The sequence below is a fragment of the Pelorhabdus rhamnosifermentans genome (assembly GCF_018835585.1).
In the GTDB taxonomy this organism is placed as follows: Bacteria; Bacillota; Negativicutes; order UMGS1260; family UMGS1260; genus Pelorhabdus; species Pelorhabdus rhamnosifermentans.
In genome coordinates this window covers 99,360-115,687 of the sequence record NZ_JAHGVE010000003.1, presented here as the reverse complement: position 1 = coordinate 115,687, position 16,328 = coordinate 99,360, and the positions used below count along the sequence as shown (strand labels likewise).

The 16,328-nt window shown below is 37.4% G+C and carries 17 protein-coding genes; 3 read left to right on the top strand and 14 right to left on the bottom strand.

Going from position 1 to position 16,328, the window contains the following annotated elements; translation table 11 throughout:
* Positions 1-129: 129 nt before the first annotated feature.
* The 3 genes from Ga0466249_RS05390 to Ga0466249_RS05380 all read right to left on the bottom strand — a co-directional run bounded on the left by Ga0466249_RS05390 (position 130) and on the right by Ga0466249_RS05380 (position 2,505).
* Complete coding sequence (locus Ga0466249_RS05390; RefSeq protein ID WP_215828421.1) at positions 130-378, bottom strand: hypothetical protein; 249 nt, start codon at positions 376-378, stop codon at positions 130-132.
* Between the two features lie 385 nt (positions 379-763).
* Positions 764-1,930 (bottom strand): ABC transporter substrate-binding protein, encoded by a 1,167-nt coding sequence (locus Ga0466249_RS05385; RefSeq protein ID WP_215828420.1) that lies wholly within the window; start codon positions 1,928-1,930, stop codon positions 764-766.
* Between the two features lie 215 nt (positions 1,931-2,145).
* Positions 2,146-2,505, bottom strand: coding sequence for a P-II family nitrogen regulator (locus tag Ga0466249_RS05380; RefSeq protein ID WP_215828419.1), 360 nt, complete (start codon positions 2,503-2,505; stop codon positions 2,146-2,148).
* Positions 2,506-3,109: 604 nt separating this feature from the next.
* On the opposite strand from Ga0466249_RS05380, the gene Ga0466249_RS05375 reads away from it, so the two are divergent.
* The gene (locus Ga0466249_RS05375) at positions 3,110-4,210 is read left to right on the top strand and encodes a M14 family metallopeptidase (protein WP_215828418.1); all 1,101 of its coding nucleotides are present in this window, start codon (positions 3,110-3,112) and stop codon (positions 4,208-4,210) included.
* A gap of 173 nt (positions 4,211-4,383) precedes the next feature.
* On the opposite strand, the gene Ga0466249_RS05370 is transcribed toward Ga0466249_RS05375, so the two are convergent.
* The 7 genes from Ga0466249_RS05370 to Ga0466249_RS05340 all read right to left on the bottom strand — a co-directional run bounded on the left by Ga0466249_RS05370 (position 4,384) and on the right by Ga0466249_RS05340 (position 12,219).
* Positions 4,384-5,424, bottom strand: coding sequence for a hypothetical protein (locus tag Ga0466249_RS05370; RefSeq protein WP_215828417.1), 1,041 nt, complete (start codon positions 5,422-5,424; stop codon positions 4,384-4,386).
* A gap of 275 nt (positions 5,425-5,699) precedes the next feature.
* Entirely contained in the window at positions 5,700-6,812 is a 1,113-nt protein-coding gene (locus Ga0466249_RS05365) for an ABC transporter ATP-binding protein (RefSeq protein WP_215828416.1), read from the bottom strand.
* A gap of 28 nt (positions 6,813-6,840) precedes the next feature.
* Positions 6,841-7,599 carry an HAD family hydrolase gene (locus Ga0466249_RS05360; protein ID WP_215828415.1) on the bottom strand — a complete coding sequence of 253 codons (759 nt, stop codon included), beginning with the start codon at positions 7,597-7,599 and terminating at the stop codon, positions 6,841-6,843.
* Positions 7,571-9,085 (bottom strand): CehA/McbA family metallohydrolase, encoded by a 1,515-nt coding sequence (locus Ga0466249_RS05355; RefSeq protein ID WP_215828414.1) that lies wholly within the window; start codon positions 9,083-9,085, stop codon positions 7,571-7,573. The genes Ga0466249_RS05360 and Ga0466249_RS05355 overlap by 29 nt, the downstream gene beginning before the upstream one ends.
* 2 nt (positions 9,086-9,087) lie before the next feature.
* Positions 9,088-10,236, bottom strand: coding sequence for an extracellular solute-binding protein (locus tag Ga0466249_RS05350; RefSeq protein ID WP_215828413.1), 1,149 nt, complete (start codon positions 10,234-10,236; stop codon positions 9,088-9,090).
* A 187-nt stretch (positions 10,237-10,423) separates the two neighbouring features.
* Positions 10,424-11,275: a carbohydrate ABC transporter permease gene (locus tag Ga0466249_RS05345; RefSeq protein WP_215828412.1), complete on the bottom strand. Its 852-nt coding sequence runs from the start codon at positions 11,273-11,275 to the stop codon at positions 10,424-10,426.
* 26 nt (positions 11,276-11,301) lie between these two features.
* Positions 11,302-12,219, bottom strand: coding sequence for a carbohydrate ABC transporter permease (locus tag Ga0466249_RS05340; protein ID WP_215828411.1), 918 nt, complete (start codon positions 12,217-12,219; stop codon positions 11,302-11,304).
* 277 nt (positions 12,220-12,496) lie between these two features.
* On the opposite strand from Ga0466249_RS05340, the gene Ga0466249_RS27710 reads away from it, so the two are divergent.
* Positions 12,497-12,739 (top strand): IS66 family transposase, encoded by a 243-nt coding sequence (locus Ga0466249_RS27710; RefSeq protein WP_376769290.1) that lies wholly within the window; start codon positions 12,497-12,499, stop codon positions 12,737-12,739.
* 107 nt (positions 12,740-12,846) lie between these two features.
* On the opposite strand, the gene Ga0466249_RS05330 is transcribed toward Ga0466249_RS27710, so the two are convergent.
* The 3 genes from Ga0466249_RS05330 to Ga0466249_RS05320 form a co-directional block, all read right to left on the bottom strand.
* Positions 12,847-13,611, bottom strand: a complete 765-nt coding sequence (locus Ga0466249_RS05330) for a DeoR/GlpR family DNA-binding transcription regulator (protein WP_215828409.1) — start codon at positions 13,609-13,611, stop codon at positions 12,847-12,849.
* 117 nt (positions 13,612-13,728) lie between these two features.
* Positions 13,729-14,142 (bottom strand): DMT family transporter, encoded by a 414-nt coding sequence (locus tag Ga0466249_RS05325; RefSeq protein ID WP_312889715.1) that lies wholly within the window; start codon positions 14,140-14,142, stop codon positions 13,729-13,731.
* 371 nt (positions 14,143-14,513) lie between these two features.
* The gene (locus Ga0466249_RS05320; protein WP_215828408.1) at positions 14,514-15,170 is read right to left on the bottom strand and encodes a flavodoxin family protein; all 657 of its coding nucleotides are present in this window, start codon (positions 15,168-15,170) and stop codon (positions 14,514-14,516) included.
* A gap of 111 nt (positions 15,171-15,281) precedes the next feature.
* Between Ga0466249_RS05320 and Ga0466249_RS05315 the strand changes: the two genes are divergently transcribed.
* On the top strand, positions 15,282-15,623 hold the full coding sequence (locus tag Ga0466249_RS05315) for a winged helix-turn-helix transcriptional regulator (protein WP_215828407.1): 342 nt from the start codon (positions 15,282-15,284) through the stop codon (positions 15,621-15,623).
* Between the two features lie 101 nt (positions 15,624-15,724).
* On the opposite strand, the gene Ga0466249_RS05310 is transcribed toward Ga0466249_RS05315, so the two are convergent.
* On the bottom strand, positions 15,725-16,315 hold the full coding sequence (locus Ga0466249_RS05310; RefSeq protein WP_215828406.1) for a flavodoxin family protein: 591 nt from the start codon (positions 16,313-16,315) through the stop codon (positions 15,725-15,727).
* Positions 16,316-16,328 lie beyond the last annotated feature (13 nt).

The window sequence follows — 16,328 nt, the reverse complement described above, 5'->3', positions numbered from 1 at the left end:
GCTCCTTATCATGTTCTTCTACAAATACATACTCCCGCATTAATTTATCGTATTAAATAAAACATTTATTAATAAGACTTTAGTAGGGCTTTCCACTTTTTTGTTTTAATATTTTTATAAATACTATCGTTACTTTTTCGGTCCTATCGTCTTTATACTGCCATTTAAGTAGGCAATACTGTTTGAGATTGAAATAATGTTAGTAAGATTTGCAATTGGATCTGTAGCAGCTTCATAGGCAAGAATATCTCTTAATACTAGCATAGCAAATAAGGCTGTGATGTTACCCGCTATCGAAGCTGACGGGTGACCAAGAGTAGAATGCTCAGCTTCTTTGAGTAATTCATGTGTGTTCATGTTCAAGCTGAAGGTGTCCATAAAACTCCCCCCTGATAATATTCTCAAGCAAGTAGCCCCTAGTCAACTTTATAACGTTAACCAGGGGCTACTTGCATTCTAACTATATTCAAAATAAATGCTATTTATGTACTTTAAAGGGTTCGCCTCAGATAAATCGGCAAACCAATATTATTTACTACTAACAACAATATTTTATTCATTTTTTATTCTCCCGCTAAGAAAGATATGTCCATACCGCCTAAAAGTTCGGTCCATACTAAAACAAATATTTGTCATAATTTCCTTACAAGAAAAGGAGCCATGATTTACGCAATCTGCGAAATCATGGCTCCTTTCGAAAAACGCAGGAACATTTTATCTGTCCTTGCGTAAGTTGCTAGCTTTTCGTATTCATGGGTTATGATTAAGGATTAATTTTTTCTTTAAAGGTTTGTATGCCATTCTTCAATTCAATAATAACAGCACTTTTTATTGGATTGTGATTTGCATCGAGACTGATCAGTCCCGTAACTAGCTGTAAATCTTTTGTTTGTGCTAAAGCATCTTTAATTTTCGCTGGTTCTGCACTACCAGCCCGTTTGATTGCATCAACCAGCATCATGGCACCATCATAGCCAAGAGCAGCAAGGGCATCAGGCGTTTGATTGTATTCAGCCTTATAATCTTCAACAAACTGCGTAACTTTAGGATCTTTATCTTCTGTTGAATAATGGTTACTGAAATAGCTGTTATTTAGCACTTCTTTACCCGCAATTTCAGCCAATTTCGGTGAGTCCCACCCATCTCCACCAAGCATAGGTACAGTAATACCGAGTTCTCGTGCTTGCTTGACAATTTTACCGACTTCTTCATAATAACCAGGTACATAGATTACTTCCGGATTTACTGATTTAATTTTCGTTAACGTCGCCTTAAAATCCTGATCCTTTTGTAAAAAAGCTTCTTTTGACAGCACCTGTCCGCCACTTTTCACAAAATTCTCTTCGAAAAACTGGGCCAGCCCCTTCGAATAGTCTGAGCTATTATCTACATATATAACAGCCGTTTTTGCTTTCAAAGTCTTTGTAGCAAAATTTGCCATAACGGTTCCTTGAAAAGGATCAATAAAGCAGGAACGGAAAATATAATCTTTGACTGTACCATTATCATCCACAGTTACTTTAGGATTTGTTGACGTTGGAGTCAACAGAGGAATTTTATTGTCTGTCGCAATTTGAACAGCAGCCAGAGTATTTGAACTCGCGACTGCCCCCATAATTGCAGCGACTTTATCTTGTGTAATCAATTTAGTTACGGCATTCGCAGATTCTGAAGGTTCTGATTTATTATCCGCAATAATAAAATTAATTTTCTTACCTAAAACGCCACCACTAGCGTTTACTTGTTTAAAGGCAAGCTTTGCACCGTTAACCGCCGACTGTCCATAAGAAGCAACCCCACCTGTTAATTCAAAAACACCACCAATTTTTATATCCTTTGAATCTGCTGTTGAACCACAACCAGCAAGAGCTCCGGTAAATATAGCCAAGCAAATTGCCAACCCCACAAATTTAATCCCACTTCTTGTCATAAGTCTCCTCCTTGTTTTCCCTTTTTGTTCGTATACAGTGTATTTTCATGTTTATTATTAATTATATTTATGTATCGTCATCATGTCAATAATGTATCATTGTATACTGAACTTAATTTGCAATAATATTACTGCGTACGAAAAATTGAGGTGCCCTATCTCATGTCAACAAAGGGCCTATTATCATAAAGATGATGGATAGAATGGACATTTTATCAAGCCGGATCAATGATAGCAATGTCGCCCGTTTCACCAGTACGGATGCGAACCGCATTTTCCAACCCATAAACAAAGATTTTTCCATCCCCAACTTCACCTGTTTGACAAACTCTTTTGGCTGTTTCCACCACTAGATCTACGGGAATCTCACAAATAACGGTTTCCAGCTTTACCTTAGGAACTAAGTTAATATTAAATTCTTTACCGCGATATATTTCTTTGTGACCTTTAGTCAACCCACAGCCAAACACTTGGGTAACAGTCATACCTGCCACACCAATAGCATTAAGAGCTTCTTTTAATTCGTCCAGTTTGTCGGGTCGGGTAATAATTTCAACTTTCGTTAATTTTCTCATGGGACGCCTCCTCTAATGATAAACTTACTTGTGTTATTGCTCTCAATTTGCGCTTAAGTCCTCAAACACCTGTTCTTCACTAACAACTGAACCAATAATATCCTGATATGTATAGCCTCTCTCTCTTTGTTCAAAATATCCTAATTACAACAACAACTCATCCCTTGCTAGCATAAGAAAGTTCTTGTGCGGAAAAAGCCGCGGATAAGATGTCACTGTTCGAAATAAATCAATGAAGCCTTTGCATGAAAAAAACATGCAAAGGCTTCATTGCCCGTTACTTATAAAGTTTATAAATACAATATAACAGCAGCCCTCCTCATTGTCAATAGCTGGAAATATTATAAATAAATCCATTCATTTAATTATATTGGCAAGTCAAAAGCTCTTATTCTATACAGAATTTTTAAATCTTAATAATGTTATTTATCCAAAAGTAAAATAAACTTGACACCAAGATAAATATGTTTTACATTTATAGTGTAATAAGTATTAAATATGGATATGAAATGAATGGACAGTAAAGCACTTCATATCCATATTTATGTCATCTTCATTTCATGGCAATCACATTTTAATTGAAAAAATGAAAGGAGCACATCTTATGCGGCGTCTGATCATTAAGTCAGTGCTAATAATAATAGCACTAAGCTTGTTAATTTCAGGATGCACTCCATCAAAGCAAACAATAAAAGATAATTTTTATAGTTATCAACAAATGACAGCTGAAATTAGCACTCTTGCATCACGATATCCTCAAATATTGTCAGTTCACGAAATTGCTAAGACATATGAAGGCCGATCAATTATAATATTAGAGATTGGCAATAAAACAGGAAAAGCTGATAAATCAGGATTAATGGCTACCTTTGCACAACATTCAGGTGAGCATGCAACAACAAAAACGGGCATGGGCTTTGTTAAGCTTCTTTTAAGTAATTATGGCATGGACGCTGACATCACAAAGCTTTTAGATGAAAAAACAGTCTACATAGCTCCAATGGTAAACCCAGATGGCGTTGATTATGACTTAAATAGTGATGAACCTCCTTTTAACTGGCGTAAAAACCGTAAGCCCGTGGGCTCAAACATTTATGGTGTCGACCTAAACCGGAACTGGGGGTATCATTGGGATGCACCAACGACTGATGCATTCGCCAAGAGTATGAATACCCCTGACGACCAATACTACCATGGTGATCATCCGTTTTCAGAGACAGAAACAAAAATGCTAAGTGCATTTATTTCAAGCCATAAAAATATAAAGTTATTTGTTGATTATCATACAGGCACATCTACTTTCATGCAGGGGGATATCCTCATTCCTTTTTCCTACACTGAAGATCAGGAATTCAATCAGCAGGAACTTGCCAAATATGAATTCATCAGCAATAAACTATGTGAGATAATCAATGATCCAAATGACAAAAGGGCACCCTATGCCGCAATGCGCACCTATAAAATTAAAGAGTTTGTTTTCAAACAAACTCCCCTTCTACAAAAACCTTTTGTATGGCTATCGCTCCCATCATCAACCCTTGCTCCCGGTGCTGCCATCGATTGGGCGGCATCACAAGGCATGATCGCTTTGGGTATTGAAATGGCTTGCGACGATAACTTCGTTTCCAATATGCCTGCCAGCCAGGAAAATCTTACAAAAAATCAATTTAAAGGTTTTCTTTTCCTAATCGCCCAGAGCCCCTAAATACGCGCATTTCGGAAAGTCCAGCCCAGCAAGAACATATTTGGAATAATCATGCCTAGCATTTGGTTTTTGTTAGCAATAAGACCAACACAGCTATAAATAGGTGTTGATCTTATTGTTGATACAATATTTTAATTTGTCCTGCCACGCGTGGCAGCAAAATAAGTAACTAATTAGAAACTTATTGTTGCCGTCGAATAAAATCTATTGCGGTCGGTACCACCAGCAATGTTTGAAGTAGCATTTATCTTAGTATAATTTAAATAGCCTATCTTCAAGCTAATATTTTTCTCAAAATTATGCTTCCATGAGACAGTATAGCCTTGCGTATTAGTATTACAGGTAGTTGTCATGTCCGCCTCATTGTAGTCTACAATATCGCTTTGGTCTTCTGCATGATAATAGCCTACCGACAATGTATTTTTTCCATCAAGCTTATAGCTCAAATTGGTTTGATAAGCTTGATTATCAGTTTTCGTGCTAGATTTTAGATATTCGGCAGAGAGAGTAACCTGATCCGATAATTTATGTGAACCATAAACACTATAAAAATTAACATGGCTATCCGGTAAATGATAAGTGCTCAGAGTTTTCTTACCATAAGATACATGAGCAAACATTGCACCTAGGTTAGTTTCAGGAGTAATGGCATAACTACCCTGCACTGCATAAAATTTATCATTTTCGATACCAGCTTGATAATTTGTTTTGGCAACAATTACGTTAAGATCAGTAGCGCCGACTTTTTTGCTGACATTCAAAGCATATGGTAAATTATTTTTACCAATATAACCATTGTCATAAGCAAGTCCGCCACCAAGTGTTATATCCTGAGAACCAACAACATAAGAATATCCGTTATTGTTATATTTTAAGCCATATGCACTAAGCGCAGCGTAATTCTTATCAGCACCACTAGGTTCATGATCATTAATCCAACCAGCACCTGCATTACTATTAATATTTTGGTAATTTAAGCTTGCATAAGCATCCAGATTTTTAGCTAATGGTGCATCTATATTTAATGTCAATGTAGTCTTCCAACCCGTTTTAGTAGTATCTGCACCATTACTTTTATCAAGCTGATCACGATAATGTATGGACAAACTACCATCAAGCTTCATTTCTTGATTAGAATCTTCGGCCGCAAACGTAGTCCCTGCTCCTGAGATGATGATACTTGCCGTCAGAGTTGCTAATAATATTTTTTTCATTGCTAATTCCCCCATAAAATAAATATTGAATAGACATCTTTAGGTTATATTAAAAAAAATTCAATTTTAAATAGGTTCTAGGAGTCTGTCCAACAACCTGAACTATATCTAGCTATGCGTACAGGTGAATTTGGCTAGTTTTCCTTAGTTATATAAATTGAGATAAATATTTTTCGATAAACTTGTCGATGTTCTTATCAAGGCATTTATCGAATTTAGGCAAATCATAAGAATAAGAGCATCGCAAGAGAATCACTCATTATGATGTCGAATATTTACTTGAATATGTTACGTTCACTGTCTGGGTCAAAAAAGTGTATCTTCGTTTCATCGAGTGCAAATTTTATAATGTCACCTATTTTAGCGTGCGATACACCATTAATTCTAACGGTAATACTTTCCTTGTTTTTAGCAAGATAGATCAAACTTTCTGCTCCCATCAGTTCCGTAAATTGAACCTCGGCTTCAAAGGCAGCCTTGCTGTGTTGCGAAATGTACGTTTGAGACAATTGAATATCTTCCGGTCTTATGCCAATAATTATGGTTTTCCCTCCGTAGCCTGCTTGCTTAATTAACTTTCCTATATCGGATGACAAAGTAATACAACTTTCACCAAAATCAATCAGTACTTCTTGATCTTTTGCAATTACCGACCCTCGGAGAAAATTCATTTGCGGAGTTCCCATGAAGCCTGCAACAAACACATTGGCCGGCTTGTGATAAATGGACGCCGGAGAATCAATCTGTTGAATAATCCCTTCATCCATAACCACGATCTTAGTTCCCATGGTCATTGCTTCTACCTGATCATGCGTAACATAGATAAATGTAGTTCGTAGTTTTTTATGTAATCGAATAATCTCAGATCTCATTTGAGTTCTAAGTTTAGCATCTAAATTCGATAAGGGTTCATCCATAAGAAAGACCTTCGGCTCGCGTACAATCGCGCGTCCTAACGCCACCCGCTGTTTTTGTCCCCCTGAAAGAGCTTTTGGCCTTCTGTCTAATAAATGGGATATATTCAGTATGTTAGCAGCCTGCTGAACCTTTTCATCAATTTGTTTCTGCGGCACCTTGCGCATTTTTAATCCAAAAGCCATATTGTCATATACCGACATGTGCGGATAGAGAGCGTAATTTTGAAAAACCATAGCAATATCCCGCTCTTTAGGTGCTATCGCATTGACAAGTCTTTCTCCTATATAAATTTCACCTTTTGAGATATCTTCAAGCCCGGCTATCATTCTTAAAACAGAAGATTTCCCACAACCCGACGGTCCAACTAATACCACAAAATCTTGGTCGGCTATTTCAAGATTAAAGTCATTGATAACATTTTCATTATCGGAATATGTTTTATATATATGTTTTAAAGACAGTGTAGCCATTTTTTCTCCTACAAATAATTTTGTATTTTCATTCCAAGTAATCCCAAAGCGGCCTATCGTTTTGGTCTAAGATATCATCAACGGAATTGATAACATAATCGGCTGAAGTTTGTAAGACCGACTGACTGGCAATCCCGGAAAGTACTCCTATGGCCAACGCCGCATTTCCGTTTTTAGCAAATTTCATATCTGTTTCCGTATCTCCAATCACCACCACTTCATCTGGATACAAACCGCATGCCGCACAGAATTTATATAACAATTCCGGATTAGGCTTAGGTATACTGCCACCGTCATCACAACCAATGAAGTCAAAATAGTCTTCTATCCCCAGGCGCTGTAAACAAAATCTGGCAGACGCAGCCGTATCCGCTGTGGCCACTCCAATATATATTCCCTTTCGTTTAAGTTTTATCAATAGTTCTTTACTCTTGCCAATCGGCCTTATTAACTCCGCTTTTTCGCAAACAAGGCGATTAATTTCGCATCGCACTTTTATATCCAAACCAGCTAATAACGCTTCCTGCACTTCTTCTTTTCTAAATGTCTTGTGTAGTGCCTTGGCTATATCGCTAGACGTCCCATAAATCAGCACACTATCGGCCTCAAAACTTCCCTGATTTATACCTAAGCATTGCAACAAGTGCTTTTTGATCAAAACTACTTCCTCTAGTCTGTACTCTGCAACCAGTATATTTACTAAATCTAATGCAACAGGCAACCATATTGAATTAAAATCCAATAAAGTCCCATCCTTATCAAATAGTACGCCTCGAATATTTTTCACCCAATGACCTCCGTACTAATTCCTGAAGTTCTCCAAATTTTGCTATTGTATGAGTTTTTCCCCCTTTGTAAACAGGATTGGTAAACAATACCATTTCCTCATGGGCATTCCTTATATCTAATCTGTTCCATACATATTGACTGCCTTTCCACATAACAGGGATCTGATAGGTCACTTCACTTTCAATCCCCATAGTGACGATGGATACTCCATTTTCAATGATTGTTAAGTCATAGTTATCCTTACTATCTATCAATTTTATACAATAGACTACCGCATGCTCATCTTCCGCATGTGTAAATAGAGATGTCAAATCATCACCCGGAAAAAAGCATTGTCCTTGACATCTGATCTTTATATTTAACTTGATTCCTCGACTAACATATACTCGCCCCTGGCGAACGGCATTGATGATCTCCTTAGCCGATAACCCATTGGAAAGTACATACGTCCCAGGGTCGCCAACTAAAGACGGGCTACTGGCTCCTTCATACGTTTCTGTCGGCAAGAGATGGCTATCGCTTCCACCAATTCCCCAAATATGATAACCCTCATTCCATGTCGCTGTCCAAAGTTCTAACGCCTTTTCTGTGGCTTCTTTATTCCCAGGATATGTAGGATCATTAATGATTTCCAACATATCCACATTGGCAAGCAGAGTATCAGTATATTCCCATTGCCACGGAGCTAACGCAGGATGATTAATGGAACAAAGCGCTCCTTTTTCTTTCGCTTCAGAAAGCAGCCTGTTCATCCCTTGTTCGGAATACAATCCTAAATCATAACAAGACCCTCTAAAATCCAACCAGATATTTAATCCAATAGCATTAAAGTGGCTCGACTGCGAAGTGATTTCCATTCCAGGAATAACCAATACATTCCCTTTCACCCACATTACAGGCAAAATATTATGGTCTGTGGCAACAATAAAATCCAATTCCATTTGTTCAGCCTGGTGCAATAACTCCACCTGAGATAACTTACCGTCAGACAGATTGGTATGGGTATGGAAGTCTCCCTTATACCATTTAACTCCGGCATCTATCATTTTTTCAGCATCATAACAGTTAAGCAATAATGGTCCATGAGCATAATCACCATTTGACCAAATCTCATAAGTTAAATGATTCCTATTTTCATCGTTGGCAGACATTTCTGCTCTAACCTCTATCACATACGGAATGCTCTGAAAACCATTGCCAATTACCTCAAGCGTATATTCCCCAGCCACTATTTTCCCTGGAATGGCAGCAGGGTAATTTTGCAATGGATCAACATGTATTGGTATACAGCTAGCTTCTTTCAAATGAAGACATTGTAGTCGAAGGTTTCCGTCTGGGTCCCATAAAAGAACCTGTATCCACGATTTTAAAGGAGTCTTAATTTTTAATTCTAAGCAGTCCGACAATTCTTTAATGAAAAATTGATGGCGTTCACTAGCTAACTTCTGACCACTACCTAGTAAGCCATTGATAGTTATTGTCATGGCTATTGAATCGCATCTAGCGCAGCCTGCGCTTCAGCCTGAGCCTCTTGTAAAGCTACAACTGCCGGTATATTTTGTATTTCAATTTTGTCAGCTGCTTTTTTTAAAGCATCCATGATTTTTCCCCCTGTAGGATCTATAAATGCTGTAGATGCACTTCTTGCTTGTGCGATAGGAACTAAAATTTGCGGATGAGTACTCGCGAAATCTTGGAATGCTTGTACTTTTGTTGCTGATTCACGCACTGTGATATAGCCTGTTTTTATCGACCAATCCGCATTAACTTCCGCATTTGTAAAATATTGGATCCATTTAATTGCCGCTTCTTGCTTATCTTTGTCGGTAATAGCCGGTATACTAACAGTTATAGCTTCTGCAACAGGCTCTGCCTCATGTCCCTGCCATCCAGGTTGTGGTTCCGCATCAATTTTTGTGAAATCAAGATCGCCCTGATCACCGCTTGATCCCAAATACCCTGCCGCATGGTCCTTCATAACATCAGCGATAGTCGCATACCAATACTCCCAACCTTGCCCGCCGGAATGTATTCTCATTGTTTTATCCTCAAATATGGCTTTTCGTACTGCTTCCCAAGAATCTACCCATTCTGGGGTGTCAATGTTTACCTTTTTCCCATCACCACTTAAAATTTTCCCACCTTTACTCAAAGCCATATCAATTAAATTATCTGCGCCCCACATTGGTTCAAAACCATAAAGGCTTACATCTTTCCCATCCTTCTTGGTAATTTTTTTGGCAGCCGCATATACATCTTCCCAGGTTTTTAGTGTTTTCGGGTCAACCTGCGCTCCTTGTAGTAAATCCTTGTTATAATACATAACCTGAGTTGTCCCATACATCGGTAAAGCATATCTCTTACCATTGATCAAGCCTTGACTATAAAACGCAGAAATAAAATCATTAGAATTAAATGTGTTATCACTAGCAATATAACTGTCTAACGGAGCAAGAACTTTTTTTTGTGCAAGGGCATACATTTGATTATTATTCAATAAGACAACTGCCGGCGCTTTATTAGCCGCAATAGCTGCTTGAAGCGTTTGATAAGTTTCACCGTAACTACCTTGTGCAACTCCTTTTACAACAACTTCATTTTGTGATGCATTGAATTCGTTGATTTTTTGTTGCATATTCTCACCAAGTTTTCCCCCTAACCCATACCAAAATTCTATTTCGACTGGTTTCTTTGTATTCGTACTTGCACTTTCTTTTCCCCCACACCCAGCTAACATACTTGTTAATGTTACCATCAATAACAGGAAAACTACTGTCTTTTTCGTTATTACGCGCATAAAAATTCTCCCCCTTAAATTTTTTTCAACCCTTTACACCAGTGTCTCCAATACTTCTAACAAGCCACTTTTGAGCAAAAAGAAACAATATTAACAATGGAATAACTGCCATAGCACTTGCCGCCATAATTTGCGGCCACTTTATTCCATACGCGCCACCTTGTATGTAAAACTGCCTTAACCCTGCTGCTATAAGATAATGCTGTGGATCCTTAACAATAAGAGAAGGCCATAAATAATTATTGTAATTTGCAATAAAACTGATTAGCCCTAAAGTAATAAACGATGGCTTACATAATGGAACCAATATCTGTAGCAATATCCGGCAATGCCCCGCTCCATCTATATGGGCGGCTTCAATGAGCGCCTTATTCACTTGTTTAAAATCTTGCCGTATTAAAAATATTCCAAAAACACTAACGGCATTAGATATAATAATGCCTAAATACGTGTCAAGTAAATGGAGCTTGGATAATAGTATATAACTAGGAACATAGGTTATTGCCGCCGGAAGCATATACGTTGCCATCACAACAGCAAACAGAATTTTGTTACCTTTAAACTTTAGAAAAGAAAACGCATACGCCATTAATCCTGAACCTATTAACTGTAAGATTACAATTGCGCCGGCTGTAAATACCGAATTAAATATATATAATCCCAAGGGAGCAGCCGCCAATACATCCGGATAATTCTCCCAATGGGCTAGCGCAGGCCACCAAGTAGGTGGAAAAAGCCATATTTCATCTGTAGTTTTAATCGAATTGCTCAGCAGCCAAAAAAAAGGAAAAGCAATTATCAAACTGGCCATACCCAAAGTTATATACCTTAGCAAGTTACTTATTACTGCCATCCTTTTGAAATTTAGATTACTCATTTTTCTCATCCCCACTAATCAACCATTCAACGATAATAAACCCAACGTTTTGAGGCCACAAACTGTATGACTCCTAGCAACACCGTTATAAGCACTAACACAGTGGCTACTGCTGTAGCTTCACCCATATTAAATCTTTCAAACGCCGCTTGATAATACAAATATAATAGCGTTCTAGTACTTCCGGCAGGTCCGCCTTGCGTAATAATTTGAATCTGGTCATATGCCTGAATAGCATCAATGGTAGTGATAACAATTAGAAAAAAGGTTGTTGGCGAAATAAGTGGTAATGTGACATTTTTAAATTTCTGCCAATCAGTCCCTCCATCAATATCACAGGCTTCATACAGCTCCTTAGGCACTTTGTGCAGTGCACTAAGATAAAACACCATGGCCCATCCCACCCCCTTCCATACAGTAAAAATTATTATTTCAACCATTGCCCACTCTGCGCTTTGAGCCCATTGGAGCTTAGGCAAATGTATTATTTGCAATAAATAATTTACAAGTCCAACCTTGGGCTCAAATAACCATGCCCAGACAATAGAAACTGCAACCGTTGGAGTTACCCACGGTGAAAAAAAAATCGTTCTAAAAAGCCCGATCCCTCTTAGGTTTCTGTTTAACAAAAGAGCGAGCATTAAACCGCCAACTACCGTTGGAACTACCGTTCCTATTGAAAAAATCATTGTATTCTTGAGTGCAGCTAAAAAATCTGTATTGTGTAAAAGATGACCATAATTACTCAAACCAACAAAACGATATTCCGGACTCATATAATCCCAATCCGTAAAACTTATGTATAATGAATAGGTCATTGGCCACAACCAGAATAAGACTAACGGTATCAATACTGGCAATATAAATAACAGAGCTGTCCTATTCTCAAAATGTTTAAATTGGATTCTTGTTGTTCTACTTCCACTATCACTATTTTGTGCCATTTTTCTATCACCTATTTTCCTGTGCTTATAACACCTTTGTCCCAGAATTCTTTTTGTTATAGTTCTAGTATAGTGATTTATACTAATTTTTGTGTTATTTCCATGTAAAAATACGGTTAAAATACACATACATGCATATAATTACACATGTTATTATAACAATCACACAAAACAACACATTATTAAAGCAATAACTTGCATTCGCTTTTCCAATCTCGCTTATTACCTTCTCACTATTCTTAAATCGAGTAGGAAGCTACCCATTATTAAGCAGTAGTTGGCTGCTTGTACAATCCTAAATCGCTTAAACAGCGGCAGAAGTCGGCAACGCCAGTGCTTGACGAGCTTTTTTCATACCTTCATACAGCCAAAGCCTCAACGAAGAGCGGCATTTGGCAGGACGGTACACTATACTATAAATCAGTGGAAGTATCTTGAGCGCTATCTTCTAGATGCGCGCTTAGAGATTAGCAACAATCGAGCGGAGCCAAGACTAGCGCGAACATATTCAGCATCATAGAAACAGCCAGAGAAAAAAGCTTAAATCCTTGACAAGCGCCCATGCTGGGCAAAAAAAAAGACGTACGGCTTATTTTAGCCTTACGTCTTTTGCTAATCACTCATTAGTCATGTATTAACAATTTCTATTCCTCTTTCTAAATATTTACCTTTAATACTATCCTTTATCTTAGAATCCGTAATAATCATACTAACTTTCTCCAAATCAGACACATGAAATAAAGATACCACTCCAAATTTCGAACTGTCTGCCACAACTATAATTTGTTGAGAACACTCCATCATTTTCTTTTTTACCTCGATCTCGCCAATTCCGTAATCAGTTATGCCAGCATGCAGAGAAATACCACTGCAGCTAGCAAATGTAATATCAATATGCAAGCTCTCAATAAATTTTTCTGCTATACTGCCTATAACACATCTTTCTTCCCCTTTTATAATTCCACCAACCATAAGTATAGTATAGTTGGGCATATCTCTAAGTTCATCAACAATAGCAAGCGAGTTTGTTATGACCGTTAATCTTCTTATTCTACGTTTAATTGCTCGGGCAACTTCAGTGTTAGTAGTACTAACATCCAACGCAATTGCCTGGCCCTCTGTTACATATTTTGCTGCAATTTGACCAATTTCAATTTTTTCTTCACTATTTTTAGTTTCTCTAACCCAAAAGTTAACTTCTCGCGTTTCTACCTTTTCTAGCACTGCTCCACCATAAACTCTTTTCAAATAACCTTGTTTTTCCAAATATTCAAGGTCCCTTCTCACCGTTTCAATTGATATATTAAATAGCTTTACAAGATATGCCACTTTAACGTTTCTATCCTTTTCTAACATCGCAATAATTCTAGCATGTCGTTCCTGAGCTAACATTCTTACTCACCCGCCTAACATATTCCTGAAAAACCAATCATTACAGATAAATGAGTCGCAACGTTACGAAATAAGGAGAATCCAGCCATTTAACCTGTCCGTGCAGCCCAATATAGTTCAATAGTGACATGACTCAATTAAATGCAGACCGATTGAACCTATTAGAATTAGCAACAAGAAAATTTCTTTACTAACCGATAGTGATTCTTTGAAAAACAGAACACCAACAATCGTAATCAGGACAATTCCAACGCCCGCCCATATAGCATATGCCACACTCACTTGAATTTTTTTCAGTGCTAAAGAAAGCATGCTTAAACTTAACACATAAAAACCAAACATGGGAACAGTAAATACTATCTTGGTGCATCCTTCCGAAAGTTTCATCATAGTAATGCCACAAACCTCTAATAATATCGCCAAACTTAAAAATATCCACTGCATGTAAGTAACCTCTCTTATCATAATATTATTTATTATCATAACATAGTCTTTTGCTTTCAAACAATACAAACCAAGTGTAACAGCCACTTAACAATCTTTTAACATATAACTATGAATACCCTTTTTTGGGGTCACATGCCCATCAAGCTAAGAATAATTAAGTCGCTTCTCAATCTTAATATCAATATCTATTTGATTAAGGAGTCTCACCAGCAAAACGTACGCTAAGAACTTTTTTTAATGAAGAAAAGCAGGTTTTCCGTGCAATAAGGGGTACGGCAACGATTCGTTGTTATCAGCACCATTTTAGTTAACATAACTTTTTTCTCTAGATTTTAGCCTAATGCAAGTAAGCCAGTTATGAGGTAAATAAAAGCAGTCAATAAATCAAAGTGAATTTATTGACTGCTTTTACCGTTTGTTTTTAATTTGGACCGGGAATGATTATATATTTGACTTTAGCGTTTCACCTCTGTCACAAATCTGGCTCCCATTTCAAAGGCTTTTTTACAATCTCTTGGAAATTCTTCTTGTCGCCTTTTTGCTTTTTCTTCAGAATTAAATTTCGTAGCAACATATTTGGAATAATCGTCAAACTGATAAGTATCGGTAACAAACAACGATTCTGATGATCCAAAAATTCTTTTCATAGCCCATTCAATCGTTTGTAAATGGTAATTGTATCCCATCTCTTTCATCTGGCTTTCGTTCACATTCATAGTATAAATAAAACCTGTTGGTATCTTTTTATTAAAAAGAGTGGAATAGTTCTCATCATACACCAGATACGGGAAAATTAAACGTTCGATAAATGACCTCATTTCGCCAGTAGCAGCCCCTAAATAAATGGGAGATCCTAGAATGAGTGCATCTGCTTGTTCAATTTTTTCTAAAATCAGTGTCAAATCATCTCTACATGCACATTTTCCATAACTCTTCCCATCTTTTAGTTTACAAGCAAAACAACTGATACACCCTTTATAATTAAGATCATAAAGATTGATGAGCTCTGTCTCTGCTCCTTGTGAAGCTGCTCCTTCAAGTGCTTTATTTAGCAAAGTAGCTGTATTCCATTTTTTCCTTGGACTTCCATTAATAGCGATCACCTTTTTCATAACTCAAGCCGCCTTCCTCTTATTTGATTTATTTCTTTTAATTGTATATGATATTATCAAAAAGAAAAGTATGCACTTTTATAATAGATACTATACAAAAGGAGAGCAGCTATGCAAAAATGGTCGCCAAACGAATGTAAATGTCCTATTACATATACGCTGTCCGTTGTCGGAGGTAAATGGAAGTGGCTTATACTTTATAAGCTATTTGAAAATGGAGTACAACGCTACGGCGAGTTGAAAAGAAATATACCGTTAATTACACATAAAATGTTAAGTCATCAACTCAAAGAACTAGAATTGGAAAAATTAATCTACCGGAATGAGTACCACCAAATTCCGCCTAAAGTTGAATACTCGCTAACAGAAAAAGGCAAAACACTCATCCCAATCTTACAGCTTATGTCAGAGTGGGGAGCAAAAAATAAACCGTCCAACAATCCGCTTCCCTAATCATCAGGGCATGTGCTTTCTTACTGATTAGTACTGAGCAATTACTTTCATGATAGCGAAGCTTGAAGAACCGTAGCCAACAAATTGACTACGGTTCTTCATCAACTGAATTCAGCATTACTATGAATCTTTTTTAATAACCAAGCCATATTTTCCCCCAGATTTTTCATATTAGCCATTCCTTCTTGGTCTTGTTCCACTTCACCAATCTGATTGCCATAAACCATATTCCAATAAGTTGAGCCTACGAGAAACATCTCTTTACTATGTAAAAAATGATTTAAAGTATCAAAAGCGCTAATCGCGCCACCACGGCGAGCTGCAATGACTGAGGCTCCGACCTTATATTTTAGCAATCCTTTATTCGCTGCTAACACCATACTGGCCCGATCAATGAATGCCTTTATCTGTGAAGTGACGTCTGCGGAGTATACGGGTGAGCCAAGAATAATCCCATCTGCGGCGATCATTTTTTCCAAATAAACATTAAAAGAATCGTCTGTTATCACACAGTGCCTATTCTTTTGCTTCATACAAGCACCACAAGCAGTACAGCCGCTTATATTTTGACTGGACAATGAAATCATTTCCGTATCAATTCCCTGCCGATTCAGTTCATTAAACACGGTTTGAATTAATCGGGCTGTATTTCCTTCTTTATGAGGACTTCCATTAATGCCAACTACTTTCATAACTTATCATCTC